The 25,775-nt window shown below is 69.6% G+C and carries 24 protein-coding genes; 8 read left to right on the top strand and 16 right to left on the bottom strand.

Translation table 11 applies throughout. The features are described 5' to 3' along the window. Positions 1-117: 117 nt before the first annotated feature. The 4 genes from clpX (at position 118) to PARJ55_RS0100315 (ending at position 3,265) form a co-directional block, all read left to right on the top strand. Complete coding sequence (gene clpX, locus PARJ55_RS0100330; RefSeq protein WP_028711160.1) at positions 118-1,383, top strand: ATP-dependent Clp protease ATP-binding subunit ClpX; 1,266 nt, start codon at positions 118-120, stop codon at positions 1,381-1,383. A 532-nt stretch (positions 1,384-1,915) separates the two neighbouring features. Continuing rightward, entirely contained in the window at positions 1,916-2,290 is a 375-nt protein-coding gene (locus tag PARJ55_RS0100325; RefSeq protein ID WP_028711159.1) for an NADH:ubiquinone oxidoreductase subunit NDUFA12, read from the top strand. A 4-nt stretch (positions 2,291-2,294) separates the two neighbouring features. Further along, positions 2,295-2,765, top strand: a complete 471-nt coding sequence (gene mlaD / locus PARJ55_RS0100320; protein WP_028711158.1) for an outer membrane lipid asymmetry maintenance protein MlaD — start codon at positions 2,295-2,297, stop codon at positions 2,763-2,765. Beyond that, a complete protein-coding gene (locus PARJ55_RS0100315) occupies positions 2,762-3,265 on the top strand; it encodes a DUF2155 domain-containing protein (protein ID WP_028711157.1) in 504 nt (167 codons plus the stop codon). Before mlaD ends, PARJ55_RS0100315 begins: the two co-directional genes overlap by 4 nt. Here the strand turns inward: PARJ55_RS0100315 and aat are convergent. From aat to tkt, 6 genes are all read right to left on the bottom strand, one after another. Then, entirely contained in the window at positions 3,229-3,867 is a 639-nt protein-coding gene (gene aat, locus PARJ55_RS0100310; RefSeq protein ID WP_028711156.1) for a leucyl/phenylalanyl-tRNA--protein transferase, read from the bottom strand. The two genes, PARJ55_RS0100315 and aat, sit on opposite strands and share 37 nt — an antisense overlap. Positions 3,868-3,902: 35 nt before the next feature. Further along, a complete protein-coding gene (gene accC / locus PARJ55_RS0100305; RefSeq protein ID WP_028711155.1) occupies positions 3,903-5,252 on the bottom strand; it encodes an acetyl-CoA carboxylase biotin carboxylase subunit in 1,350 nt (449 codons plus the stop codon). A gap of 7 nt (positions 5,253-5,259) precedes the next feature. Beyond that, positions 5,260-5,781, bottom strand: a complete 522-nt coding sequence (gene accB / locus PARJ55_RS0100300; protein ID WP_028711154.1) for an acetyl-CoA carboxylase biotin carboxyl carrier protein — start codon at positions 5,779-5,781, stop codon at positions 5,260-5,262. A gap of 103 nt (positions 5,782-5,884) precedes the next feature. Next, a complete protein-coding gene (locus PARJ55_RS0100295) occupies positions 5,885-6,775 on the bottom strand; it encodes a lysophospholipid acyltransferase family protein (RefSeq protein ID WP_051416105.1) in 891 nt (296 codons plus the stop codon). A gap of 26 nt (positions 6,776-6,801) precedes the next feature. After that, positions 6,802-7,728, bottom strand: coding sequence for a DMT family transporter (locus tag PARJ55_RS0100290; protein WP_028711152.1), 927 nt, complete (start codon positions 7,726-7,728; stop codon positions 6,802-6,804). A 240-nt stretch (positions 7,729-7,968) separates the two neighbouring features. After that, the gene (gene tkt / locus PARJ55_RS0100285) at positions 7,969-9,987 is read right to left on the bottom strand and encodes a transketolase (RefSeq protein WP_028711151.1); all 2,019 of its coding nucleotides are present in this window, start codon (positions 9,985-9,987) and stop codon (positions 7,969-7,971) included. 93 nt (positions 9,988-10,080) lie between these two features. Here tkt and PARJ55_RS0100280 point away from each other — a divergent pair, with 93 nt between their 5' ends. After that, complete coding sequence (locus PARJ55_RS0100280; protein ID WP_028711150.1) at positions 10,081-12,024, top strand: hypothetical protein; 1,944 nt, start codon at positions 10,081-10,083, stop codon at positions 12,022-12,024. A gap of 90 nt (positions 12,025-12,114) precedes the next feature. Then, positions 12,115-13,605 carry a nucleobase:cation symporter-2 family protein gene (locus PARJ55_RS0100275; RefSeq protein WP_028711149.1) on the top strand — a complete coding sequence of 497 codons (1,491 nt, stop codon included), beginning with the start codon at positions 12,115-12,117 and terminating at the stop codon, positions 13,603-13,605. Here PARJ55_RS0100275 and PARJ55_RS0100270 read toward each other — a convergent pair. The 4 genes from PARJ55_RS0100270 to PARJ55_RS0100255 are packed head-to-tail and all read right to left on the bottom strand — an operon-like array spanning position 13,599 to position 17,824. Beyond that, the gene (locus PARJ55_RS0100270) at positions 13,599-14,981 is read right to left on the bottom strand and encodes an HlyC/CorC family transporter (RefSeq protein ID WP_036699125.1); all 1,383 of its coding nucleotides are present in this window, start codon (positions 14,979-14,981) and stop codon (positions 13,599-13,601) included. The genes PARJ55_RS0100275 and PARJ55_RS0100270 overlap by 7 nt on opposite strands. Continuing rightward, positions 14,978-15,949 (bottom strand): tyrosine recombinase, encoded by a 972-nt coding sequence (locus PARJ55_RS0100265; protein WP_028711147.1) that lies wholly within the window; start codon positions 15,947-15,949, stop codon positions 14,978-14,980. The genes PARJ55_RS0100270 and PARJ55_RS0100265 overlap by 4 nt, the downstream gene beginning before the upstream one ends. Further along, entirely contained in the window at positions 15,946-17,580 is a 1,635-nt protein-coding gene (locus tag PARJ55_RS0100260; RefSeq protein WP_036699140.1) for a hypothetical protein, read from the bottom strand. The genes PARJ55_RS0100265 and PARJ55_RS0100260 overlap by 4 nt, the downstream gene beginning before the upstream one ends. Beyond that, entirely contained in the window at positions 17,567-17,824 is a 258-nt protein-coding gene (locus tag PARJ55_RS0100255) for a hypothetical protein (RefSeq protein WP_028711145.1), read from the bottom strand. Before PARJ55_RS0100255 ends, PARJ55_RS0100260 begins: the two co-directional genes overlap by 14 nt. Positions 17,825-17,938: 114 nt before the next feature. Between PARJ55_RS0100255 and PARJ55_RS0100250 the strand changes: the two genes are divergently transcribed. Together PARJ55_RS0100250 and aroB are read left to right on the top strand one after the other, a co-directional pair. Further along, a complete protein-coding gene (locus PARJ55_RS0100250; RefSeq protein ID WP_256380452.1) occupies positions 17,939-18,487 on the top strand; it encodes a shikimate kinase in 549 nt (182 codons plus the stop codon). Beyond that, positions 18,484-19,587, top strand: coding sequence for a 3-dehydroquinate synthase (gene aroB / locus PARJ55_RS0100245; protein WP_028711143.1), 1,104 nt, complete (start codon positions 18,484-18,486; stop codon positions 19,585-19,587). Before PARJ55_RS0100250 ends, aroB begins: the two co-directional genes overlap by 4 nt. Here aroB and mnhG read toward each other — a convergent pair. The 6 genes from mnhG to PARJ55_RS0100215 are packed head-to-tail and all read right to left on the bottom strand — an operon-like array spanning position 19,584 to position 25,728. Further along, a complete protein-coding gene (gene mnhG / locus PARJ55_RS0100240; RefSeq protein ID WP_028711142.1) occupies positions 19,584-20,030 on the bottom strand; it encodes a monovalent cation/H(+) antiporter subunit G in 447 nt (148 codons plus the stop codon). The two genes, aroB and mnhG, sit on opposite strands and share 4 nt — an antisense overlap. Next, positions 20,027-20,308, bottom strand: coding sequence for a K+/H+ antiporter subunit F (locus PARJ55_RS0100235; RefSeq protein WP_028711141.1), 282 nt, complete (start codon positions 20,306-20,308; stop codon positions 20,027-20,029). The genes mnhG and PARJ55_RS0100235 overlap by 4 nt, the downstream gene beginning before the upstream one ends. After that, complete coding sequence (locus PARJ55_RS0100230; protein WP_028711140.1) at positions 20,305-20,793, bottom strand: Na+/H+ antiporter subunit E; 489 nt, start codon at positions 20,791-20,793, stop codon at positions 20,305-20,307. The genes PARJ55_RS0100235 and PARJ55_RS0100230 overlap by 4 nt, the downstream gene beginning before the upstream one ends. Further along, the gene (locus tag PARJ55_RS21300; RefSeq protein ID WP_371256014.1) at positions 20,790-22,511 is read right to left on the bottom strand and encodes a monovalent cation/H+ antiporter subunit D; all 1,722 of its coding nucleotides are present in this window, start codon (positions 22,509-22,511) and stop codon (positions 20,790-20,792) included. The genes PARJ55_RS0100230 and PARJ55_RS21300 overlap by 4 nt, the downstream gene beginning before the upstream one ends. After that, positions 22,508-22,849 carry a Na+/H+ antiporter subunit C gene (locus PARJ55_RS0100220; RefSeq protein ID WP_028711139.1) on the bottom strand — a complete coding sequence of 114 codons (342 nt, stop codon included), beginning with the start codon at positions 22,847-22,849 and terminating at the stop codon, positions 22,508-22,510. The genes PARJ55_RS21300 and PARJ55_RS0100220 overlap by 4 nt, the downstream gene beginning before the upstream one ends. Beyond that, positions 22,840-25,728 (bottom strand): monovalent cation/H+ antiporter subunit A, encoded by a 2,889-nt coding sequence (locus tag PARJ55_RS0100215; protein ID WP_028711138.1) that lies wholly within the window; start codon positions 25,726-25,728, stop codon positions 22,840-22,842. The genes PARJ55_RS0100220 and PARJ55_RS0100215 overlap by 10 nt, the downstream gene beginning before the upstream one ends. Positions 25,729-25,775 lie beyond the last annotated feature (47 nt).

Below are 25,775 nucleotides of genomic sequence, written 5' to 3'. Positions count from 1 at the left end.
GACGGGCCGGGGTGGCTCGTAACATGATGGCGACGCGGGACGTGGTCCGACCACGTCCGAAACAGGCGGTCGTCCGGCGCTTTTGCCGGGCCTCCGGGGCAATACGAGGATGAACTGATGGCCAATCCGACCGGCGGCGACAGCAAGAACACGCTCTACTGCAGCTTCTGCGGCAAGAGCCAGCATGAGGTGCGCAAGCTGATTGCCGGTCCGACCGTGTTCATCTGCGATGAATGCGTCGAGCTTTGCATGGACATCATCCGCGAAGAGACCAAGACTTCGGCGTTGAAGTCCGGCGACGGCGTGCCCAGCCCGCGCGAGATCTGCAACGTGCTGGACGATTACGTCATCGGCCAGGAACATGCCAAGCGCGTGCTCTCGGTCGCGGTGCACAACCACTACAAGCGGCTGAACCACAGCTCCAAGAGCGATATCGAGCTGGCGAAGTCGAACATCCTGCTGATCGGCCCGACCGGCTGCGGCAAGACGCTGCTGGCCCAGACGCTGGCGCGCATCCTGGACGTGCCCTTCACCATGGCCGACGCCACCACGCTGACCGAGGCAGGCTATGTCGGCGAGGATGTGGAAAACATCATCCTGAAGCTGCTGCAGGCCAGCGAATACAACGTCGAGCGGGCGCAGCGCGGCATCGTCTATATCGACGAGGTCGACAAGATCACCCGCAAGTCCGACAATCCCTCGATCACCCGCGACGTTTCGGGCGAGGGCGTGCAGCAGGCGCTGCTGAAGATCATGGAGGGCACGGTCGCCTCGGTGCCGCCCCAGGGCGGGCGCAAGCATCCGCAGCAGGAATTCCTGCAGGTGGACACGACCAACATCCTGTTCATCTGCGGCGGCGCCTTCGCCGGGCTGGACCGCATCATCGCGCAGCGCAACAAGGGCACGGCGATGGGCTTCGGTGCCGCGGTCAAGGAAGACGACGACAAGGGCGTGGGCGAGCTCTTCAAGCAGCTCGAACCCGAGGATCTGCTGAAATTCGGCCTGATCCCGGAATTCGTCGGCCGCCTGCCGGTCATCGCCACCCTGGGCGACCTGGACGAATCGGCGCTGATCACCATCCTGACCCAGCCCAAGAACGCGCTGGTCAAGCAGTATCAGCGGCTCTTCGATCTGGAGGGCGTGAAGCTGACCTTTACCGAGGACGCGTTGACCGCCATCGCCCGCCGCGCCATCAAGCGCAAGACCGGCGCCCGCGGGCTGCGCTCGATCATGGAGGACATCCTGCTCGACACCATGTTCGACCTGCCCGGCATGGACAGCGTCGAGGAGGTGGTGGTCAACGAGGAGGCGGTGGACAATCCCACGGCCAAGCCGCTGCTGATCCACACGGATGCGAAAAAGGAAACCGCGACCGCGGGCTGACGCGCAAGGCGCAGCAACGGGCCAGACGGGCTGGCCGGCAGGGCGCGGCCGAGGTGCGGCAACGGTCTTTGCCAGGGCGCCGGGAGGGCCCGCGCCATCATCGGCCGTGCCGCCCGCATTGCCGGCTGTTCGCGCAAGCGTGTCGATCGCGTGGATGGTCAGCACGGCAGGCGCCGCATGTCGCGGCCGCAGGCTGTGGGCGGGGTGCTGAGCTTGCCGAGAAACCGCAGCCGCCGCGCCGCCGATGAAGGATGCGACCGGTCTTGGGTCAGGATCGCTTTGCCGCTCGCGGCGCCGCGCGGTCGGCTGCCGCTTCGGGGTTTACTGTGGCGGCGCGGCCGCGTTTCGGGATTGGGACAGGCGAAACGCCTCGGCGCCGTAACGGGCAGGGCGGGCACCGCTTGTCGGGGCTCGCGGCCGGCGAGGCCCTGCGGCGATCCGTCCGCCGGCGGCTGGCGGTCCAAGCCTCTCTGGACCTTGGCCGCAACTTGCGCCATATCTCGGCCGACACCCTATGAAGAGGTTCGCACCCATGTCGTTTCTGCTTCGCTTTCTGACCTGGTGGAACAGCCAGACCCTGAACACCCAGGTCTGGACCAAGCTTTACGGCGCAAAGGTCGGAGAGGACGATCAGGGCAACATCTATTACCAGTCCCGCGACGGCAAGCGGCGCTGGGTAATCTATAACGGCGAAGCCGAGGCGAGCCGGGTGTCGCCGGAATGGCACGGCTGGCTGCACCACACCTTCCAGGAGCCACCGACCAGCGAGCCGCTGGCCCACAAGCCCTGGGAAAAGCCGCATGAGCCGAACCAGACCGGCACGCCGGCGGCCTATCATCCGGCCGGCTCGCTCTATCGTGCCCAGCCGGTCGAGCGCCGCGACTACGACGCCTGGCAGCCCGAGTAAGCCCATGAACAGCGCCGCGGAACGAGCCGAGCTTTGGGTTGGCGCGGCCGTTCTGGCCGTGGCGGCCGGCTTTCTGGTCTGGTCCACCTCGGGCGGCAGCCGGCTCGCCGCGCAGCTGGGCGGCGGCTATGAGCTGCGCGCGGCCTTTCCCAATGTCGACGGCATCGAGGTCGGCACCGATGTGCGGGTGGCGGGCGTCCGGGTCGGGCGGGTCGTCGCCGTCGACCTGAACCCGCAGACCTATCTGGCCGAGGCGCGGCTGCGCCTGCCCGAATCCATCCGGCTGCCCGCCGACAGCGCCGCGCTGATCCAGTCGGACGGGCTGTTGGGCGGCGCCTATATCGAGCTGCAGCCCGGCGGGGCGCCCGAGGACCTCGAGCCCGGCGCCGAGATCGAGGATGTGCAGGGCGCGGTCAGCCTGATCTCGCTGATGATGAAATTCGTGGATTCGCAAAGTTCGGAGGACGGCCAATGACGCATATCCTGACCCGCGCCTGCCTGTGCCTGCTGCTGGCCGCCGGCCCCGCCCTGGCCCAGTCTCCGGAGGAGGAGGACCTGGCCGAGGATCAGCAGCTGATGGTCGATCCGGCCTTCAGCGACGACCCCGAGGCGGTGGTCCCGGCCGAACCCTCGGCAGCCGAGCGCCAGCGGGCGGCCGAGCAGGCCCGCGGCCCGGAAACCGCGCGCGGCAGCGGCGCGCAACTGCGCGGGCTCGACAAGATCACCGGCAGGACCGAGGATTTCACCCTGACCGTGGGGGAATCGGTCGCCTTCGGCCGGCTCGAGGTCAGCCTGGCCGAATGCCGCTATCCGGCCGCCGACCCGACCTCGGACGCCTATGCCGAGCTGACGATCACCGACAGCCGGGCCAATGCGCGGCTGTTCGCCGGCTGGATGATCGCCTCGTCCCCGGCGCTCTCGGCGCTGGACGATTCGCGTTACGATGTCTGGGTGATTTCCTGCACCAGGGCCTGAAGCCCGGGCAGCGCATGCGCGGTGAAATCCGCCCGGACCTGCAGCGCCGCCGCCAGCCGCCGGCGATAATCCATCCGCATGATGGTCTGCCCGCCCATCGAGGCCAGGTGCGGGCTGGGATATTGCGTGTCCCACAGCGTGAAGCCGCAGCGCGCCAGATGCGAGGACATCCAGATCAGCGCCGCCTTCGATGCATTGGTCCGGCGCGAGAACATGCTTTCGGCAAAGAAGGCCCCGCCCAGCGTCAGCCCGAACATGCCGCCGATCAGCGCGTCGCCGGCGCGGATCTCCAGCGAATGCGCGTGTCCCATGCGGAACAGGTCTTGGTAGAGCGCGAAGAGCGGCGCGTTGATCCAGGTCTCGGCCCGGTCGGCGCAGCCCTCGACGACGCCCGCGAAGTCCTGGTCGATGGTCGCCCGCCAGTCGCAGCGCCGCAGAAAGCGCCGCATCGAGCGCGAGACATGCACCCCGCCCACCGGCAGGATGCCGCGCAGCGCCGGCTCGAACCAGTAGAGTTGCGAATCCGTGGCGGATTGCGCCATCGGGAACACGCCCTGGGCATAGGCGGCCAGCATCCGTTCGGCGGTCAGGCCCCCGCTCATGCGCAGGGCCTCTGTCGCGCCGGCAGCCGCATCGGTCAGGCGGCGGCCATCTCGGCCAGCCAGCGTTCCAGCCAGTGGATCGAATAATCGCCGCGCTGGATGTCGGGATTCTCGATCAGCGCCCGGAACAGCGGCACGGTGGTGTCGATCCCGTCCACGATCAGCTCGCCGAGCGCCCGGTTCAGCCGCGCCAGCGCCTCCTCCCGGTCGCGGCCGTGCACGATCAGCTTGCCGATCAGGCTGTCGTAGAAGGGCGGGATGCGATAGCCGTCATAGATCGCCGAATCCATCCGCACGCCCAGCCCCCCGGGCGCGTGATATTGCGAGATGGTGCCGGGCGAGGGGGTGAAGTTCGGCAGTTTCTCGGCATTGATCCGCACCTCGATGGCATGGCCGGAGATCTTCAGATCCTCCTGGCGGAACTCCATCTCTTCGCCGGCGGCGACCAGGATCTGCTGGCGCACCAGATCGACGCCGAAGATCGCCTCGGTCACCGGATGCTCGACCTGCAGGCGGGTGTTCATCTCGATGAAATAGAATTCGCCGTCCTCGAACAGGAACTCGATGGTGCCGGCGCCGCGATAGCCGATCTTGGCCATGGCATTGGCGCAGATGCCGCCGATCCGGGCGCGCTGCTCGGCGGTGATGACCGGGCCGGGGGCTTCCTCCAGCACCTTCTGGTGGCGGCGCTGCAGCGAACAGTCGCGCTCGCCCAGATGCACCGCGCGGCCGCGACCGTCGCCGAAGACCTGGATCTCGATATGGCGCGGGCGCTGCAGGTATTTCTCGATATAGACCTCGTCATTGCCGAAGGCCGCCTTGGCCTCGGCGCGGGCGGTGCGGAAGGCGTTTTCCAGCGCGGCCTCGTCATGGGCGACCTTCATGCCGCGCCCGCCGCCGCCGGCGGTGGCCTTGATGATGACCGGATAGCCGATCCGGGCGGCGATCTGCCGGGCCGCGGCCACGTCCGCCACCCCGCCGTCCGAGCCGGGCACCACCGGAATGCCCAGCGATTTCGCGGTTTCCTTGGCGGTGATCTTGTCGCCCATGATGCGGATATGTTCCGCCGAAGGGCCGATGAAGGTGATGCCGTGATCCTCGACCATCTGCACGAAGCCGGCATTCTCGGAGAGGAAGCCATAGCCGGGATGGATGGCCTGGGCACCGGTGATCTCGCAGGCCGAGATGATGGCCGGCTGCGACAGGTAGCTGTCGGTGGAGGGCGGCGGACCGATGCAGACCGATTCGTCGGCCATGCGCACATGCATGGCATCGGCATCGGCGGTGGAATGCACCGCGACCGAGGCGATGCCCATCTCGCGGCAGGCGCGGATCACGCGAAGCGCGATCTCGCCGCGGTTGGCGATCAGGATCTTGTCGAACATCCCGGCCTCACTCGACGACCATCAGGGGGGCGCCGAATTCGACCGGGCTGCCGTCGTCGACCAGGATGCGCTTGACCGTGCCCGAGCGGGGCGAGGGGATGTGATTCATGGTCTTCATCGCCTCGACGATCATCAGCGTCTCGCCCTCCTTGACCTGCTGGCCGATGCTGACGAAGGGCGTCGCGCCGGGCTCGGGCGCCAGATAGGCGGTGCCGACCATGGGCGAGGTGACGACGCCGGGCAGGCTGGCCGGGTCCTCGTTGCCGGTCGGGGCCGGGGCGGCGGCGGCTGCGGGGGCGGCCGGAGCGGCGGGCGCCGGGGCGGCGGCGGGCGCGGCCATGGCCTGGATGATCTGCTTGTTCTGCTTGGAGAGGCTGACGGTCAGCCGGTCGTTCTCGTCATATTCGCGCTTGACGGTCAGCTCGGTCAGCTCGTTGCGATTGAGCAGTTCGGCCAGGGCCTGGATGAAGGCGACATCGCCCTCGTGATGGCGCTTCTCGTGACCAGCGTTCTTGGATTCGTCGCTCATGCCGTCCTCTGGATGTCGTTGTCGGGGCCCGCGTTCTGCTTGCGCGGCGGATTTGGGCGTTCTTATAGACCGGTGGACAACCCAAGGGAAAGGGATTCGCCGCCTAGCCCCTGCGTTTCCAGCGCCGGTGCACCCAGAACCATTGCTCCATATGGGCGCGGACCAGCCGCTCCAGATCGTCGTTCAGCGCCTGCATCATGGCCGCGGCTTCGCCATGCGGCACCGGCGCGCCGACCTCGACCCGGAAGCTCAGCCCGTCGGGCTGGCGCACCCCGGCGATGGGCAGGATCAGCGCGTCATAGCGCAGCGCCAGCTCGGCCGGGGTCAGCACGGTCCTGGACGGCAGGCCGAAGAAGCGCAGCTCGGCGCCGTGATCGTCGAACTGGTCGAAGCCCAGGGCCAGCCAGCCGCCGCCCTTCAGAAAACGCAGCATCGCGGCCAGCCCGGCGCGGCCGCGCGGGAACATCGGCTGCGAGATGGCGTTCAGCGCCGGGATGTAATGGCGGTTGAAGGCCTCGTTGTTCATCGGCCGGTAGAGCGCGCCGACCGGCCAGCCGCGCCCGGCCAGCGCCGCGCGCATGGCGTCGTAATTGCCGAAATGCGCGGCGGCCAGGATGACGGGCCGGCCCGCCGCGGCCGCCTGCTCCAGCGCCGGAAGCCCGGGCCCGGTCAGCGGATCCGAGGCGCGGATGCGGTCGGTGAACTCCTCGCCCGAATAGGTCTCGGCCAGCGAGCGGCCGGCATTGTCCGGCACGGCGCGGGTCAGGCGGCGGATCTCGGCCGGGGGCAGGTCGGGGCAGGCCATGGCGAGATTGGCGCGGATGCGCCTGCGCCAGCCGGCAAGCGGGCCCAGGACATGGGCGAAGAACCAGCCCATGACCGGGATGCGCCGTTCGTAGGGCAGGATGCGGGCCAGGCCCATCAGCGCCAGAAAGGCGCCGTTGGCGATGCGGTCGCGCAGGCTGATGGGCTCGGGGGTTTCGGTCTCGCTCATCGCGGTCCTGCCTTCTGGGCTTCGATTCACGCGGGCCGGTGCATGGCGCGGGCCTCGCGCATCCAGACATATATGCCAGCGGCCACGATGATCAACGCGCCGACAAGGGTCCAAAGGTCGGGCAGGGTGCCCCAGACCAGCCAGCCCCAGAGCCCGGCCCAGATCAGCCCGGTATAGCCGAAGGGGGCGATGGCGGCGGCCTCGGCCAGCGAGAAGGCCCGGATCAGCAGCGTCTGCGCCGCGGTGCCGAGCCCGCCGAGCAGCAGGAAGGCCCAGATGTCGCCCGCCGCGATGGGCTGCCAGAAGAACGGCACCGCCAGGGTAGTGAGGATCGAGCCGACCAGCGCCGACCAGAGGACCGAGGTCGCGGTGGAATCGCTGCGCGCGATGCGGGTCAGGATCGCGCCGGCGGCATAGGTGAAGGCCGCGACCAGCGCCAGCAGCGCCGCGGGATGGAAGACCCCGGCGCCGGGGCGGATGATGATCAGCGCGCCGCAAAGCGCGGCAAGGATGCCGAGGATGCGCCGGATGCCGATGGATTCGCCCAGGAAGATCGCGGCGCCCAGCGTGATCAGCACCGGGTTGATGTCCATGATCGCGGTGGCCTCGGCCAGGCCGATGAATTGCAAGGCGCTGAAGAACAGCAGGATCGAGCCGAGCTGCGTCACGCCGCGGAAGAACTGCACCACCGTGCGCCGGGTGGCCAGGGCGCTGCGCAGCCGCGGCGCGAAGATGACCGCGACGATGGCCAGGTTGGTGACGAAGCGCACCCAGACCACCTGCACCGGATGGTAGAGCGTCGAGAGATGCTTGCCGGTCGCATCCATCAGCGTGAACAGGAAGATCGCCAGCAGCAGGAGCAGGATGCCGCGCAGCTGCGTGGACCGCGCGGGATCGCCCGCGGGCGCGAGGATCGGCGGCAAGGCGCCGGGGCTGGGTTGGGGCGGTGTCATGGCGGGTCCCTCTTGTCCCCGGGGTTATGCCCGCGGGCGGCGGCAGGGTCCATGGGGGGCGGCGCGAGGGCCGGGCCGCGCCGTCCCATGAGTATTTGGGAAACGGTGAAAGGCAGCCGCGGCGGCTTTCCCGGAGCGCCGGGGGCATGGGTATTCGGGGGAACGAAGAAGCCGGCGGGATGGGACGGGGCCGGCGGGATGGGAGGGGGCCGCGCCGGGGCGGGCGCGGCCTGTAAGTGCTTAGCCGAGCAGGCGGCGAGCCTCGGCGACGGCGGCCTCGGCGGTGATGCCGAACTCCTTGTAGAGCGTGGGCGCCGGGGCCGAGGCGCCGAAACCGGTCATGCCGATGAAGCCCGAGGTCTCCTCGCGCCCGCGCTCGCCCAGAAGCAGCCAGTCCCAGGGCTGGCGCACCGCGGCCTCGATGGCGATGCGCACGGTGCCGGCGGGCAGCACCTGCTGGCGATATTCAGCCTCCTGGTCGCGGAAGAGCTCCATCGACGGCACCGAGACCACGCGGGTCGGCACGCCCTCGGCCTCGAGCGTCTCGCGCGCGGCCACGGCGATTTCCACCTCGGAGCCCGAGGCCATCAGGATCACCCGGGGCGCGGCGCTGGCCTCGCGCAGCACATAGGCGCCCCTGGCGGTCAGGTTCTCGCCCGCATCCTCGCGCAGCAGCGGCAGGTTCTGGCGCGACAGCGCCATGACCGTCGGGGTCGATTCGCTCGACAGCGCGATTTCCCAGGCCTCGGCGGTCTCGATCAGGTCGCAGGGGCGCAGGGTCAGCGTGTTGGGCGTGGCGCGGCAGATCGCCAGATGCTCGACCGGCTGGTGGGTCGGGCCGTCCTCGCCCAGGCCGATGCTGTCATGGGTCATGACATAGGTCACCGGCAGGCCCATCAGCGCCGAAAGCCGCATGGCGCCGCGCGCATAGTCGGTGAAGCACATGAAGGTGCCGCCATAGGGGCGCAGCCCGCCATGCAGCCAGATGCCGTTCATCGCCGCGGCCATGCCGTGTTCGCGGATGCCGTAATGGACATAGCGGCCCTTGCGGTTTTCCGGGGTGAAGATGCCCAGATCCTTGGTCTTGGTGTTGTTCGAGCCGGTCAGGTCGGCCGAGCCGCCCAGCGTCTCGGGCAGTTCGGGGTTCACCACCTCGAGCACCATCTCGCTGGCCTTGCGGGTCGCGACCTTGGGCTTGCTGGCCAGCGCCTGTTCCTTGAGCGCCGCGATGGTGGGCGCCAGCCGGTCGCTGACGCCGCCCGAGATGCGGCGGGCGAATTCGTCGCGGTTCTCGGCCGCATCGACGCGGGCCGCCCAGGCCTCGCGCTCGGCCCGGCCGCGGGCGCCGATGGCGCGCCAGTCGGCCAGGATGTCCTCGGGCACGGTGAAGGCGGGCGAATCCCAGCCCAGCACCTCGCGCGCGGCGGAGATCTCGGACGCGCCGAGGGCCGAGCCGTGCACGCCCGAGCTGTCCTGCTTGTTCGGCGCGCCGTAGCCGATGATGGTCTTGCAGGCGACGAGGACCGGGCGGTCGTCCTTGCCGCTGGCGGCATCGGCCAGCGCGCGCTCGATATCGGCGGGGTCGTGGCCGTCGCAGGAAAGCGTGCGCCAGCCCGAGGCTTCGAAGCGTTTCAGTTGGTCCGTCGAATCCGACAGCGACACCCGGCCGTCGATGGTGATGTCGTTATTGTCCCAGAGCACGATCAGGTTCTTCAGCTTCTGGTGGCCGGCCAGGCCGACGGCTTCCTGGCTGATGCCCTCCATCAGGCAGCCGTCGCCGGCGATGACCCATGTCTTGTGGCTGCACAGCGCCTCGCCGAACTGGGCGCGCATCGCCTCTTCGGCGATGGCGAAGCCGACGGCGGTGGCGATGCCCTGGCCCAGCGGGCCGGTCGTCGTCTCGACGCCCTCGGCATGGCCGAATTCCGGATGGCCGGCGGTGATCGAGCCCCATTGCCGGAAATTGCGGATCTGGTCGATCGACATCTGCTCGTATCCGGTCAGATGGAGCAGCGAATAGATCAGCATCGAACCGTGGCCGGCCGACAGCACGAAGCGGTCGCGGTCGAACCAGTTCGGCGCGGCGGCGTCGAACTTCAGGTGGTTGCGGAACAGGACCGTGGCGACGTCGGCCATGCCCATCGGCATGCCGGGATGGCCCGAATTCGCGGCCTCGACGGCGTCCATCGAGAGGGCGCGGATGGCGTTTGCGAGGCGCCAGTGAGCGGGATCGGCCTTGCGGCGGGCGGCGATGTCCATATCGGGATTCCGTGCTGTTGTGTGGCGGCACGCCCTGATAGGCAGGAGGGCGGGCGGTTGCAAGCCGCAAGGGCGGCGAAGGGGCGGTTTCGCATGACGAAGGACCATGCCATCATCGGTTTCCGGCAGGATCGGATCGGCGCGCGGCTGATCTGCCTGCTCAATGTCATGCGCCTGTCGCGCAAGTTCGGCGTCCCCGGCCGCTATCTCTGGCTCTCGCAGCCCGAGGGTCCCTATCCCGAACTGGCCGATCCCCGCGATTTCCTGGCCCCCGATTTCGTGGCCGCGCATATCGACATCGTCGCGCGCCCGCCCGGCCGGACGGGCCTGCGCAACCTTCCCGCCGTGGCGCCGGGCATGAACAGCGCCGGCTTCGCCCGCAGCCTGGCCGAGGGACGGCGCTATGAATGCGACGCCATGTCCGAGATCATCCGCTTCATGGACGAAACCGAGGCGGAAGCCGCAGAGGGCCTGCGCGCGGCCGCGGCGGAGCTTGCCCTGTCGCCGCGGCTGACGCGTGCCTTGGCGCGGGCCCGGCGCATCCTGGCGCAGGCCGGCGGCGGCCAGCCCGCCGCCATCCATGTGCGGCGCGGCGACATCCTGGACGGCGATCCCTGGTCCTATTCCTCCTGGGCGTCGAAATATGTGCCCGACGAGTTCTTCCGCGCCTTCGTCGCCCGCGCCGAAGGGCCGGTCATCGCGTTTTCCGACACGCCTGCGGCGGTCGAGCATCTGCGCCAGGGCGATCCGCGCCTGGTGCCCGTGCACGAGCTGCTGAAGGCCGGCGCCCTGTCCGCGGCCGAGCGCGACCTGCTTGAGCTCTTGCTGATGGCCGGCTGCGCCGAGGTCGGGGCGCCCAGCCACAGCGCATTCTCGCGTGCGGCGGCGATGATCGGGCATTGCCGCATCGTGGCCCTGCCGGCCGCGCTGCAGGCCGGGCCGCGGCTTGCGGCCTATGATGCGCTTCTGGACCGGGTGATCGCGCGGCCCGACACTTTCTTCGCGCCCGGCGATCTGGCGCAGAGCGTCAGCTATGCCGCGCGCCATGCCGCAAGCTGCGGGCGCGGCGGCGAACTGGTCGACGCGCTGGCCGGGCGCCGCGACCTGCTGGAGCGGTTCCCGTTTCTTTACAGGGAGCTGGCCCTGGCCGCCTGGTCGGCGCGGCGCAGGCAGAAGGCGCGGCGGTTGGCGCAGCAGGGCCTTGACGCGCCCTTGATGCGCAACCGCGACAAGCCGCAATGCCGGCAGGTGCTGCTGGTGACCGGCGAGCAGGGGCCGGAGCTCGAGGCCGACTTTCTTGGCATGCTTTTCACCGGCCGCGCGGCCGAGGGCCCGATCATGCCGGCGCTGGCGCATCGGCTGATCCGCGGCGGCGGCCCCGCCGCCCGGGCGCTGTGCTATGCGCCCGACCTGCTGCCCATCCATGCCCAGCCGGATCCGGAGGACGGCAAGGGAAGGCTGCTGCCGCTCTGGACGCTGCGCATCGACTGGTCGGAATTCGTCCGCGACCCCGGCCCGCAGCGCGAATTGCTGCTTTGGCCCGACCTGTGGCGCAAGATCGCGCCGGGGGCGGAAAAGCTGCAGCAGATCGAGGCGGCGCTGGCCCGGGGCGAAAACCCTGGGCTTGACGAAAGGGATGCGGCCTGGCTGGGCTTTTGCGCCTCGGTCCTGCGGCTGCATGGCCGGCTGAACCGGGCCTTCGCGCTGCTGCACTGGCTGGATGCGGCGCGGCCCGCGCAGATGCTGACCCACAAGCGGTTGGCCGATGCCTGCTTCGCCGCCGGCAATCGCAAGGCCGGCGACCGCTGGCTGGGCTCGGCGCTGGCGCTGGCGCCCGACCAGCCGCTGCTGCGCCTGTCCGCCGCCCTGCGCGCCGCCAAGGCGCAGGACGGCGCGCGCGCCGAGGCGCATCTGCAGGCGGCCCGGGCGGCCTGGCCCGGGCTGGGCCTGACCGAGACCCTGGGCCGCGCGCTGCGCAGGCAGATGCCTGCCGGCGCGCCCGCCTGCGCCGCAGAACCCGGCGCGACGCCGGGCTGACCGCGTCTGCGTCACAAAGGATTTGCCAAAACCCCGCTGGCCAAGCAATCTGGCAGAAAAAGCAATGCCTTTCGGCAACAGGGGGAAATGATGGCACGAGTTGCGACATCCGCGGTCGACCCGGTCGACGAGATCCTGCCGCCGGTCCGCATGGCGACATTGGGCCTGCAGCACGTCTTGGTGATGTATGCCGGCGCGGTGGCCGTGCCGCTGATCGTCGGCCGGGCGCTGAAGCTCTCGCCCGAGGACGTGGCCTTCCTGATCTCGGCCGACCTGTTCTGCTGCGGCATCGCCACCATCATCCAGTCGCTGGGCATGACGCGCTGGTTCGGCATCCAGCTGCCGGTGATGATGGGGGTGACCTTCGCCTCGGTCGGGCCGATGGTGGCGATGGCGAATGCCTATCCGGGACCGGAGGGCGCGCGGATGATCTTCGGCGCCATCATCGGCGCGGGGATCGTCGCCATGATCCTGGCGCCCTTCGTCGGCCGGATGCTGAAATTCTTTCCGCCGCTGGTCACCGGCACGATCATCCTGGTGATCGGCGTGACGCTGATGCGGGTGGGGATCAACTGGATCTTTGGCAACCCGGTCGGGCCGACCGCACCCAAGGTCGTGGACCCGGTCGCCATGGGCTGGCTGAACCAGCTGAAGGAGCTGGCCGGGACCGGCGCCGTCCCGGCCCTGCCGGACGGCTTTGCCCCGGCGCCCAGCGTGCAGAACCCGCTTTACGCCCAGCCCGTCAACATCGTCATCTCCGGGGTGGTGCTGGTGGCGATCCTGCTGATCGCGCGCTTCGGCCGCGGTTTCGTCGCCAATATCGCGGTGCTGCTGGGCATGCTGATCGGCGCGGCGCTGACCATCGCCCTGGGCCAGATGACCTTCGAGAAGGTCGCCGAGGCGCATTGGTTCGGCATCGTCACCCCCTTCCATTTCGGCACGCCGATCTTCGATCCGGTGCTGATCGTGACCATGGTTCTGGTGATGATCGTGGTGATGATCGAATCGACGGGCATGTTCCTGGCGCTCGGCGACATGACCGGCCGCGAGATCACCCCGCAGCGGCTGAGCGCCGGGCTGCGCACCGACGGCCTCGGCACGCTGATCGGCGGCATCTTCAACACCTTCCCCTATACCTCCTTCAGCCAGAACGTCGGCCTTGTCGGCGTCACCGGCATCAAGAGCCGCTATATCTGCGTCGCCGGCGGGCTGATCCTGATCCTGTTCGGGCTGGTGCCCAAGATGGGCGCGGCGGTGGAATCGCTGCCGACCCCGGTGCTGGGCGGGGCGGGGCTCGTCATGTTCGGCATGGTGGCGGCGACGGGGATCCGCATCCTCTCGACGGTGGATTTCGCCGGCAACCGCAACAACCTGTTCGTGGTGGCGGTGGCGCTTGGCTTCGGGATGATCCCGCTGATCGCGCCCGATTTCAAGCAATGGATGCCGCATGCCATCCACCCGCTGGTCGAATCGGGCATCCTGCTGGCCACCATCGCGGCGGTGGCGCTGAATGCCTTCTTCAACGGCACCGGCGGCGATGTCGAGGACGCCAAGCGCGCCGCCAGCATGGCCGATCACTGATCGGCGGCGGGCTCGCCGGTCGGGGCCGTCTCGGCCAGCGGCCGGATGCGCAGCCGGGTGACGCGGTTCTCGCGCCGCGCAACGACTTCGAAACGGTAGCCCTGGAACGAGAACACCTGGCCCGGCGTCGGGATCGACTGGGCCATGTGGATCACCAGGCCGGCGACGGTATTGGCCTCGTCGTCGGGCAGCGACCAGTCCAGCGCCCGGTTCAGGTCGCGGATGGTCATGGCGCCGTCGACCAGATAGTCGCCCTGGGCGTTCGGCACCAGCGACTGCGCGGCCTCCATGTCATGCTCGTCGGTGATCTCGCCCACGATCTCCTCGAGGATGTCTTCCAGCGTGATCAGCCCGCGCAGGCTGCCGTATTCGTCCACCACCAGCGCGAAATGCGTGCGCCGTTTCAGGAATTCGCGCATCTGCTCGTCCAGCGAGGTGGTGTCGGGCACGAAATAGGGCGGCATGGCGGTGCTGAGCACGTCGAAGTTGCGCAGCGCCTCGGGGCCGCTGTCCTGCAGCGCCTTGCGCACCCCGCGCAACAGGTCCTTGGCATGGATCACGCCGACGACGTTCTCGCGCTCGCCGCGATAGACGGGCAGGCGGGTATGCGGGCTTTTCAGCACCCGGTCCAGCACCTCATCGGCGGAAAGGTCGGCGTCGATCATCTCGATCCGCGACCGGTGCAGCATGATCTCCTCGACCGAGCGGTCGCCAAGGTCCAGCGCGCCCATCAGCCGGTCGCGTTCCTCCTTCTGCACGGCGCCGCTGGACTGGGCGATGGCCAGCGCACCGGCGATCTCTTCCTGGACGGAAAAGACGGGGCCGGAATCGTCGGCGCGCACCCCGAACAGCGCCAGGATGCCGCGCACCACCAGCCGCACCACCATGACCACGGGGGCGAGGATGCGGGTGCTGATGCCGATCGGGCGGGCGACCCGGCTGGCCAGGTCCTCGGGCGCCAGGATGGCATAGGTCTTGGGCAGCACCTCGGAAAAGACCAGCACCAGCGCGGTCATCACCAGCGTCGCCGCCGCCACGCCGCCCGAGCCCAGCAGCCGGGTGAACAGCGCCGTCGCCAGGCTGGCGGCCAGGATGTTGACGACATTGTTGCCCAGCAGGATCGAGCCGATCAGGCTTTCGCTGTCCTCGGTCACGTCCAGCGCCTTTTGCGCGCCCGCATCGCCCTTGTCGGCGCGCGCCCGCAGCTTGCTGCGGCTCGAGGCGGTCAAAGCGGTCTCGGAGCCCGAGAAGAAGGCCGAGAGGGCCAGCAGCACCAGGATCGCCGCGCCGGTCAGCCAGAAGGCCAGGTCGTAATACGCCGACCCGGCGGCAGGCGCAGGGACGGCGGCGGCCGCTGCCGTGGCCAGGGCGATCATGGCGCTTTCCCGTTGCGGCCGCGCCGCGCCAGCGGATGGTGGTTCAGCACCAGATCGCGCATCCGCCCGTCCATGACATGGGTATAGATCTCGGTCGTGCCCAGATCGGCATGGCCCAGCAGCGTCTGGATGGCGCGCAGGTCGGCGCCGCCTTCCAGAAGATGCGTGGCGAAGGCGTGGCGGATCACATGCGGCGAGACGCGGGCCGGGTCGATCCCGGCCGCCAGCGCCAGCTGGCCCAGCAGGTTGTTCATCGCCTGCCGGGTCATGTGCCCTTCGCGGCTGGCGGCGGGGAACAGCCAGCGCGCGCCCTTGCCGGCGACCAGCCGGCCCAGCGGGCTTTCGGCGGGGGCCTCGTCGCGGCGCTTCAGCCAGGCGGCGAGCGCCCGGCGGGCCGGATCGCTCAGCGGCACCATGCGCTCCTTGCCGCCCTTGCCCCGGATGAGCAGCAGCGCCGGATCGCCCCGGCAGGCGCCGACCGGCAGCGACACCAGCTCGCTCACCCGCATGCCGGTGGCATAGATCAGCTCGACCAGCGCCAGGTTGCGCGCGCGCTCGGTCTCGTTGCGGCCGATGCGGGGCAGGGCGTCCAGCATGGCCTGCACCTCGGCGCGGTCCAGCACCTTGGGCAGGCGCTGCATCCGGCCCGGCCCGCTGATGCGGCAGGCCGGATCGTCCTCGCGCCAATCTTCTTCGAGCGCGAAGCGGAACAGCTGCCGGATCGCCGACAGCCGCCGCGCCCGCGTCGCCCGCGACAGGCCCTGGGCGTCGCAATGAAGCAGGTAGTCCTCGATCCCGTCGCGGGTGACGGTCAGCAGGCTGCCGCCGCGCGCCGCAAGCCAGCCGGCGAAATCCTTCAGGTCGCGGCCATAGGCCAGCAGCGTGTTGCGCGCCGCCCCCGCCTCGGCCGCCTGCGCGTCGAGAAAGGCCGAGATCCGGCCCTGATCGCCAAGCCGGCCGCCGCTCACGGTGCGCCGCCGCCCGGTCCGGGCGTCATCACCGGGGCCAGGACCAGCTCGACCGCGGCCTGACGCGCGATCTCCTGCTGGCCCAGCACCCGCAGCACGCGCAGGCCCTGCGCCGCGCGCGGCAGGTCGCCGTCAAGCCCGGCATCCACGTCGGCAAGGGCGGCCAGCAGCGCCTCGCCCCGGCGGTTTGCCAGGATCAGCTGCGCCGCGCCCTGCGGCAGGTCCTGTTCCGAAGGGCCCAGAAAGGCGGGGAAAAGCTGCGCCGCGCGCGGCTCGCCCTCGCCCGGGGGCGGCGCGGATTCGGGCTCGCCCTCGGCAAAGCGCAAGAGCCACAGGTCGAAGGGCTCGGCATCGGCGGGCGGGTTCTGCGCCACCTGCGGCTGCGCGGCCTGCAGCGCCAGCCAGAGCGCGATCTGCCCGGGCCTGCCGTCCAGCCCCAGCGCCCCGACCTCGGCCCCGACCATATCGGCCAGCGCCGGGCCGAGGCCGGCCTGGACCATGGCGTCGAAGGCGGCGGGCAGGGTCCGCGCCACCGCATCCGCGTCGCGCAGCAGCAGCGCATCGGCCAGCGCCTGCACGGCCGCGGCGCGGTCCCAGACCCCGCCCGAGGCGGCGGGCTTCTGCTCCAGATAGATCATGCGCAGCTGCGAGGCCGGGATGGCGCCGGCCCGCGCCAGCCGCTCGGCCGCGTCCAGCCGGGCCTTCCAGCCTTCGTTCTGGTCCAGGTCGGCCAGGGCGAAGGCCAGCGGCAGGCTGGACGAGGGCAGGGGCTGGCCGATCGCCTCGTGCAGGCGCAGCTCCAGCGGCGTCACCACCTGCGGCGGCACCAGTTCCTCGCTGCTGTCGGAATAGCCGTCGTCGAGATATTGCGCCAGCAGCGCCGCCATCTGCGGGTCGATCCGGCCCATGGTTTCGGCGCCGTGAAAGACCAGCGCGGCGGCGGTCCAGTCGCCGCCGAGCGCCAGGCAGAAGATCCGTGCCGGGAAGCTGGGGGCGACCCCGGGGGTGCGGTCCATGATCTCGCAGGCATGCGCCTCGTCGCCGGACAGCAGCGCGATGTCGAAAAGGCGCCGGAAGCGTTCCGGATCGCCGGGACCGGCCGCCTTCAGCAGCTCCTTGGCGGCGCCGGTCGCGCCCATGTCCAGAAGCTTGTCCACCCGCGCCAGGAACAGCGCGCCTTCCTGCCCGGCCTCGGTCCGGGGCGGGCGCAGCTGTGCGGCCAGCAGCCGCCGCTCCAGCCGCCGCAGCGCCGGCAGGCGCGGGTTCGAGCTGCGGATCAGCCGCACCAGCACCGCCGCGTCGCTGTCGCCCCAGAGATCCGCCGGCAGTCCCGCCGCCCGGGGCGAGACGGTGCCCTTGCCGTCGGGATTGCCCTCGCCCAGCCGGGTCACCCCGACCGGCTCGACCGCGCCGGTCGGGGCAATGTCGCGCTTGGACCGGCGCTTGAGCTCGGGCGGCCGCGGATCGCCGGGCCGCCATGAGGAGATGCTGCCCGGCTCCTGCACGCTGCCCGACAGCCAGTCGCTGGCCGAAAGCGGCGGTTTGGCCCCGGCCGGCTGGGCCAGCGCCAGCCCCGCCGCCACGGCGCAGATCAGGGCGCGGGCCAGGCCGGAGCTGTCAGTCGAGGTCATCTTGCCCAGCCCCCGCATCGGCCCCGGACGGGCCGGCATCGCCGGTCGCCGCGGCGGTTGCGGCTCCGGCAGGATTGCCGGCGGCGGGCTCGGCGGCCGGGGCCGGGGTCTCGGCGCCCAGGTCCAGCTCGACCGGCATCCGCATCTCGCGCGGGTCCGAGCTCATGTCGCCGAAATAGGCATAGCCGGCCAGGCCCGCCAGAATCAGGATGACCAGAACCACCACCACCTTCAAAAGCCGCATGAAATGCCCCTTCCGCCTCGATCAGGAATGCCGGTCTGCTGCCGGCTCGCGCGAAATATATATGGCATTTCCCGAAAGATCACGCCATCAGTCACTCCGGTTGCAAAAGGCGGGATGCGGGTGGTGATGCGGCGTAACATCGTGCTGATCGGGATGATGGGGGCGGGAAAGACCGCGATCGGGGGCGAGCTTGCGCGCCGCCTGCGCCGGCCGTTCCACGACACCGACGCCGAGATCGAGCGCGCCGCCGCAATGACCATCCCGGAAATCTTTGCCCGCGACGGCGAGGAGTTCTTCCGCGCCCGCGAATCGGAGGTGCTGGGCCGGGTGCTGGCCTCGGGCCCCGGCATCGTCTCGACCGGCGGCGGCGCCTGGCTGCGCCCCGAGAACCGTGCCCGCATCGGCGGCGAAGGCGTCTCGGTCTGGCTGGACTGCGATCTCGAGACGCTCTGGCACCGGGTCCGGCACCGGCCGACCCGGCCCCTGCTGCAGACTCCCGACCCGCGCGGCACGCTCGAGCGGCTGCTGGCCGAGCGCAGCCCGGTCTATGCGCTGGCCGATATCCGCGTCCCCGCGCAACGCGGCGACAGCATCGAGCAGACGGCAAATCGCGTGCTGGCCGCCATCGGCGCGCATGATCCGGCGATCCTGGAGGATAAATGAGCATCGACACCGTTCACGTGGATCTGGGTGCGCGTTCCTATGACGTGCGCATCGGCCAGGGCCTGCTGGCGCGCGCCGGCGACGAGATCGTCGCGCTGGCCGGCAAGCGCCGCGTCGCCATCCTGACCGACGAGACGGTCGCCGGCCTGCACCTGCCGGCGCTGCGCGAGGCGCTGGCCCGGCACGGCATCGCCGCGCCGGCGCTGGCCTTGCCCGCGGGCGAGGCCACGAAATCCTGGGCCGAGCTGGGCCGCGCCGTGGAATGGCTGCTGGCGCAGAAGGTCGAGCGCAAGGATCTGGTCATCGCGCTTGGCGGCGGGGTGATCGGCGATCTGGCCGGATTCGCCGCCGCGATCCTGCGCCGCGGCGTGCGCTTCGTGCAAATTCCGACCACGCTGCTGGCGCAGGTTGACAGCTCGGTGGGCGGCAAGACCGGCATCAACAGCCCGCAGGGCAAGAACCTGATCGGCGCCTTCCACCAGCCGGCGCTGGTCCTGGCCGATATCGACGTGCTGGGCACGCTGGCGCCGCGCGATTTCCGCGCCGGCTATGGCGAGGTGGCGAAATACGGGCTTCTGGGCGACGAGGATTTCTTCGGCTGGCTCGAGGCCAATGCCACGGCGCTGGCCCGCGATCCGGCGTTGCGCCAGTGCGCCGTGCGCCATTCGGTGGCGATGAAGGCCGGCATCGTCCAGCGCGACGAGACCGAGCAGGGCGAGCGCGCGCTGCTGAATCTGGGCCATACCTTCGGCCATGCGCTGGAATCGGCGACCGGCTATTCCGACCGGCTGCTGCATGGCGAAGGCGTGGCCATCGGCTGCACCCTGGCCTTCGAGCTGTCCGCGCGGATGGGCCTGTGCAGCCAGGAGGCGCCGTCGCGCGTCGCCGCGCATTTCGCCGCCATGGGCCTGCCGGCGCGCATCCGCGACATTCCGGGCGAGTTGCCGGATGACGAGGCGCTGATCGCGCTGATGGCGCAGGACAAGAAGGTGCAGGACGGAAAGCTGCGCTTCGTCCTGGCGCGCGGCATCGGCCAGGCCTTCGTCACCGATGCGGTCCAGCCGGCGCTGCTGCGGCAGGTCCTGGCGGACTCGCGCTAGGGGCGCGGCTCTCCGGTCTCGGCCTCGGCCTCCGCATCGGTTCCCGCCTCGGCTTCGGCCTCGATATCGTCGAGGGGCGGCGGTTCGGTGCGGCGGCGGGGCGGCACCGCCTCGTTATGGCCCAGTTTGCGGTCGCGGTCCCGGCGCAGCGCGGCGCGGCCCAGCATCAGCAGGGTGATCGGGGTGGTGGCCATGATGAAGATACCGATCATCAGCTCGTGCACCACCGCCCGCCCCTCGGCCAGCGAGAACATCAGCATCGAGGCGAGGATGATCAGCAGCGTGCCGTAGCTGTAGCCCAGCGTCGGTGCGTGTAGCCGCTGGTAGAAGCTTTTCAGCCGCACCAGCCCGACCCCGCCCAGCAGGGTCAGCGTGGCCCCGATCACCACGAACAGCGCCACGACAAGCGCGGCCCAGGGCGGCAGCTGGTGCAGATGCGTCATTCGATCACCTCGCCGCGCATCAGGAACTTGGCCGCGCAGACCGTGGTGACGAAGCCCAGCACGGCGATGACCAGCGCGCCCTCGAAGAAGAAGACATTGCCGTTGACCATGCCGATGACCAGAAACAGCAGCATGGCGTTGATATACATGGTATCCAGCCCCAGCACGCGATCCTGGGCGCGCGGGCCGCAAAGCATGCGCCAGCAGGCCAGCGCCAGCGCCAGGATCAGGGCGATCTGGGCATAGCCCAGGGCGAAACGCAGGATCTCGGCGGTCATTCGAATATCTCCATCAGCAGCGTCTCGTAGCGGTCGTGGATCAGGCTCTGCCAGTCGGCGTCGCTGCGCAGGTCGAGGACATGCAGCAGCAGCCGGCCTTCCTCCTGGTCGAACTCGATCCAGGCGGTGCCGGGCGTGCCGGTCAGGATGATCGCCAGCACCGCGATGGCATTGGGGTCGCGCAGGGCCAGGGTCAGCTCGACGAAGCCCGAGTTGTATTTCGGATGGTCGGGCCCCAGGAGCAGCACCCGCGCCACGGTGATGTTCGAGCGCAGGATGTCCACCGCCACGATCGCCATCAGCTTCGGGATCGCCAGCCAGCGCCGGAATGCCGGCTTCGGCGGGTGCAGATGCTCGACCGACCAGCCCGCCCCCAGCGCGATCAGCGTGCCGAGCAGCAGATGGCCCAGGGTGAAGGCGGTCAGGAACAGCCACATCACCACCAGCGCGGCCGAGAGCAGGGGATGGGGAACGAGCCGGCTCATTCCGTCTCCTCCCCGTCGTTGCCGGGCTGCGGATCGGGGGCAAGGTTCTGCGCGGGGGCCGAGCGAATGTCCTGCGCCTCGGCCAGAACCGCCTTGCGATAGACGCCGGGCTCGAGCAGCGCGCTGGCGGTGGCGCTGGTATAGCCCAGCAGCGCCTCGGACCGCACGGTCTGCACCGCGATCATGCCCAAGAGCATGACCACCGGCACGACCTCGAGCGCCAGGATGCGCGGCGTCGGACCCTCTTCGGCCCAGAAGCGCCGGATGCCGAAGCGCATCAGCGAGATCAGCGCCCCGAGGCCGGACAGGATCAGCATGGCGGCATAGGTCCACAGGATCAGCGGCAGATGGCCGGCGGCGGGCAGGTTGTCCTGCACCGCACCGCGCAGGATGGCGAACTTGCCGATGAAGCCGGGCATCGGCGGCAGGCCGGCGATCATCGCCGCCACCAGGCTGAAGCAGATGGCCATGGTCAGCCAGCTAACCGTGCGATGGCTGGCCGGGGCCGGGGCGTCCTCGACCGTGTCCAGGCCCATCGGCGCCCAGCGTTCGCTGAGCGGGTCGAAGCCGTCCCCCTCGGTTGGGGCGTCGTCGTCGCCCTCGTCGTTGCGGCTGACCGGCTCGGCGATCAGGAAGAAGGCCGAGATCGCCGCGGTCGAGCCGACCATGTAGTAAAGCGCGCCCCCCAGCATCGAGCTGCCGCCGCCGGCCTGGGCGAAGCCGATCGAGGCCAGCACCGTGCCCGAGGAGATGATCGCCAGATAGCCGCCCTTGCGCGACAGGTCCGGGGTGCCGAGGATGCCGATCATGCCGAAGCCCATGGTCAGCACGCCGCCGATCATCAGCACCGGCGCGCCGAACCCCGCCGAGGGTCCCGCATCCGGCCCCAGCACCAGCAGCGACAGCCGCAGGATGACATAGATCCCGACCTTGGTCATGATCGCCATGATCGCCGCCGCGGGCGGCGAAGCCGAGCCATAGGTCGAGGGCAGCCAGAAGCACAGCGGCCAGGCGGCCGCCTTGATCAGGAAGGCCAGCCCCAGAAAGGTGGCGGCGGCATGGAACAGCAGCCGCTCGGCATCGTTGAGCCAGTAGAGGGCCCGGCCGATATCGGCCATGTTCAGCGTGCCGGTGGTGCCGTAGACCAGCGCCACCCCGATCAGGAAGAACAGCGAGGCCGCGAGGTTCACCGCCAGGTAATGCAGCCCGGCCTTGATCCGCTCGGGGCCCGAGCCGTGCAGCATCAGACCGTAGGAGGCGGCCAGCATCACCTCGAAGAAGACGAAGAGGTTGAACAGGTCCCCGGTCAGGAACGAACCGTTGACCCCGGCCAGCAGGAACTGGAACATGCTGTGGTAATGCTGGCCCTTGCCGTGCCAGCCGGCGGCGGCATAGATCAGCGAGGGCGCAGCCAGCAGCGCCGTCAGCATCACCATCATCGCCGACAGCCGGTCCAGCACCAGCACGATGCCGATGGGCACCGGCCAGTCGCCCAGCCGGTAGAGCCCGACCACGGTGCCGCCCTGTTCGGTGGCGGATTTCACGTCGGCCATCAGCTCGACCGAGGCGAGGAAGGTCAGCCCGACCGCCACGAGCCCCATGATCAGCTTGGTCTGCCGGTTGCGGTCGCTGTAGAACAGCATGATCGCCCCCGCCACCAGCGGGATCAGGATCGGCGCGATCATCAGATGGTCGGGCGTGGTGCCGTTGTTCATCATTCGCGCTCCCTGCCGTCGACATGGTCGGTGCCGCTTACCCCGCGCGAGGCGATCATCAGGACGAGAAACAGCGCGGTGGTGGCGAAGCTGATGACGATGGCGGTCAGCACCAGCGCCTGCGGCAACGGGTCGGCATAGGCGGTCGGATCGACAAAGCCGCCCTTGGGCATGATCGGCGCGGCGCCGACATAGAGCCGGCCCATGGCGAAGATGAACAGGTTCACGCCATAGGCCAGCAGGCACAGCCCGACGATGACCTGATAGGAGCGCGGGCGCAGCAGCAGCCAGACGCCGGAGCCGACCAGCACGCCGATGGCAAGGGCCAGGATCAGTTCCATTCGCTCGTCTCCTCGCTGGCTTCGGCCGTGCGGGCGCGGGGGGCGACGCGCAGCGACTGGTGGGCGATGGCGATCAGCATCAGCACGATGGCGCCCAGCACCAGCGAGAACACCCCGAAATCGAACAGCATCGCGGTCGAGAACGGCACCTTGCCGATCACCGGGATGTCCAGATACTGCGCATGCGCGCTGAGGAAGGGATAGCCGAAGATCCAGGACCCGGCCCCCACCGCCGCCGAGATGGTCAGGCCCGAGGCCATCCAGCGCACCGGCAGCACGGTGATCCGCGCCTCGACCCAGCGCACATTGGCGGCCACATATTGCAGCAGCAGGCCCACCGCCAGGGTGACGCCGGCGGCGAAGCCTCCGCCCGGCAGGTCATGGCCGCGGAAGAACAGATAGGCCGACAGCGCGATAATCGGCGCGAACATCCATTGCATCAGCACCGAGGGCACGAAGAGATAGGCCTCCAGCGCCTGTTCCTCGGCGTCAAGCTGCGGGCGCGGGCGCTCGACGCTTTCCGGCGCCGGGCGGAAGCGGCGCAAGAGCGCATAGACCGTCAGCCCGACGATGGCGAGCACGGTGATCTCGCCGAAGGTGTCGAAGGCGCGGAAATCGACCAGGATGACGTTGACGACATTGGTGCCGCCCCCCTCGACATAGGCGTTGCGCAGGAACCAGTCGCCGACCGAGGCGCCGGGCGGGGTCAGCAGCACCGCCAGCGCCAGCGCCGTCATGCCGGTGCCGCAGGCCAGCGCGATCAGCAGGTCGCGGCTGCGGCGTGCCCGGGCGACCAGCGTGTTGTCGCCGGGGATCTCCTCGTCGCGCTTGGGCAGCCAGCGCAGGCCCAGCAGCAAGAGCGTGGTGGTGGCGATCTCGACCAGCAGCTGGGTCACGGCCAGGTCGGGGGCCGAAAGCCAGACGAAGGTGGCGCAGGTCACCAGCCCGGCGCCGCCCATCAGCACCAGGGCCGCGAAACGGTGATACTTGGCCTGCCAGGCGGCGCCGACGGCGCAGGTGCCGCCGACCAGCCACAACAGGGCAAAGACCAGCTCGCTGGCGCCGATCTCGGGCATCGGCACGTTCCAGTCCAGCAGGCGCAGCACGAACCAGGACCCGGCCAGCGACAGCAGCACCATGACCCGCAGCTGCGTCTGCAGCGTGTTGGTGGACAGCACCCGCAACGCGAATCGCGGCAGGCGGATGGTGAAGACCTGCAGCAGCCAGTCGAAGCCGCGCGCGAAGTCCAGCCGCCGCATCAGCCGCGTGCCGTCCTCGCCCGAATCGATCAGCCGGCGCGGCAGCAGATAGAGCAGCGCGCCCAGCGACATGGCGATCAGGCTCATGATCAGGGGCGGGGTGACGCCGTGCCAGACCTTCAGGCTGAAATGCGGCAGTTCCGGGCCGACCACGGCCATGCTGGCGGTCTGCAGCCAGATGCCCAGCACCTGCTGCGGGAACATGCCGACCGCAAGGCAGATCGCCACCAGGATCGCCACCGGCAGGCGCATCAGCAGCGGCGGCTCGTGCGGTTCCCGCGGCAGGTCGGTGGCGGTGGGGCCGAAGAACACGGTGACGATGAAGCGCAGCGAATAGGCGGCGCTGAACGCCCCGGCCAGCACCGCGACATAGGGCGCGAAATTGTCGAGCGAGCCGCCGTTGTTCCAGACATAGGTCGCCTCGAAGAACATCTCCTTCGACAGGAAGCCGTTGAGCAGCGGCACCCCGGCCATGGCGCCCGAGGCGATGATCGCCAGCGTCGCCGTGACCGGCATCACCCGGGCCAGGCCCGACAGGCGGCGCATGTCGCGGGTGCCGGTCTCGTGGTCGATGATGCCTGCGGCCATGAACAGCGAGGCCTTGAAGACCGCATGGTTGACGATGTGGAACACCGCCGCGATCAGCGCGAAGGGGCTGCCGATCCCGGCCAGCGCGGTGATCAGGCCCAGGTGACTGATGGTCGAATAGGCCAGCAGTCCCTTGAGATCGTGGCGGAACAGCGCCACCACCGCGCCCAGCAGCAGCGTGGTCATGCCGATGCCGGTGACGATCTGGAACCAGGCATCCGTGCCCCCCAGCGCCGGATGGAAGCGCAGCAGCACGAAGACCCCGGCCTTCACCATGGTCGCCGAATGCAGATAGGCCGAGACCGGAGTCGGCGCCGCCATGGCGTTGGGCAGCCAGAAATGGAACGGGAACTGCGCCGATTTGGTGAAGGCGCCCAGCACGAACAGGATCAGCACCGCGGGATAAAGCCGGTGGCTGGTGATCTGCGGCCCCGCGGCCAGCACCGCGTCCAGGTCGTAGCTGCCGGCGATCTGGCCCAGGATGATCATCGCCACCATCAGGCACAGCCCGCCCGAGGCGGTCACGATCAGCGACATCCGCGCCCCGTCGCGGGCGTCCTGCCGCTGGAACCAGTAGCCGATCAGCAGGAAGGACACGATGCTGGTCAGTTCCCAGAACACCACCAGCATGATGATGTTGCCCGACAGCAGAAGCCCCGACATGGCGCCGGAAAAGGCCAGCAGGCAGGAATAAAGCCGCGGCACCGGGTCGTCGGGAGACATGTAATAGCGCGCGTAGAGGATGACGAGAAAGCCGATCCCCGCCACCAGCACCATGAACAGCCAGGAAAAGCCGTCGATCCGGAAGGTCAGGTCCAGCCCGATCGAGCTGACCCAGTGGAAGGTGCCGGTGATGTGCTGCCCCTCGGTCACGGCGGGATAGAGCACGCCCAGGATCACTAGGACGACGATCATCGTCAGCCCGGCCAGCCAGGCTTCGGCGTTGCGTGCCCCTATGGGAAGCGTGGCCGCCAGGGCGGCCGACACGAATGGCGTCAGAACAAGCAAGAGCAACAGGTTCTGTTCGACCATCGTGTTCCTTTTCCGGTTCGGGGTGCGCGCAGATAATAGACGCGCAG

The sequence above is a fragment of the Paracoccus sp. J55 genome, from assembly GCF_000513975.1.
Taxonomy (GTDB): Bacteria; Pseudomonadota; Alphaproteobacteria; order Rhodobacterales; family Rhodobacteraceae; genus Paracoccus.
The sequence above is the reverse complement of the archived record's forward strand: the minus strand, read 5'-3'. Positions and strand labels throughout refer to the sequence as shown.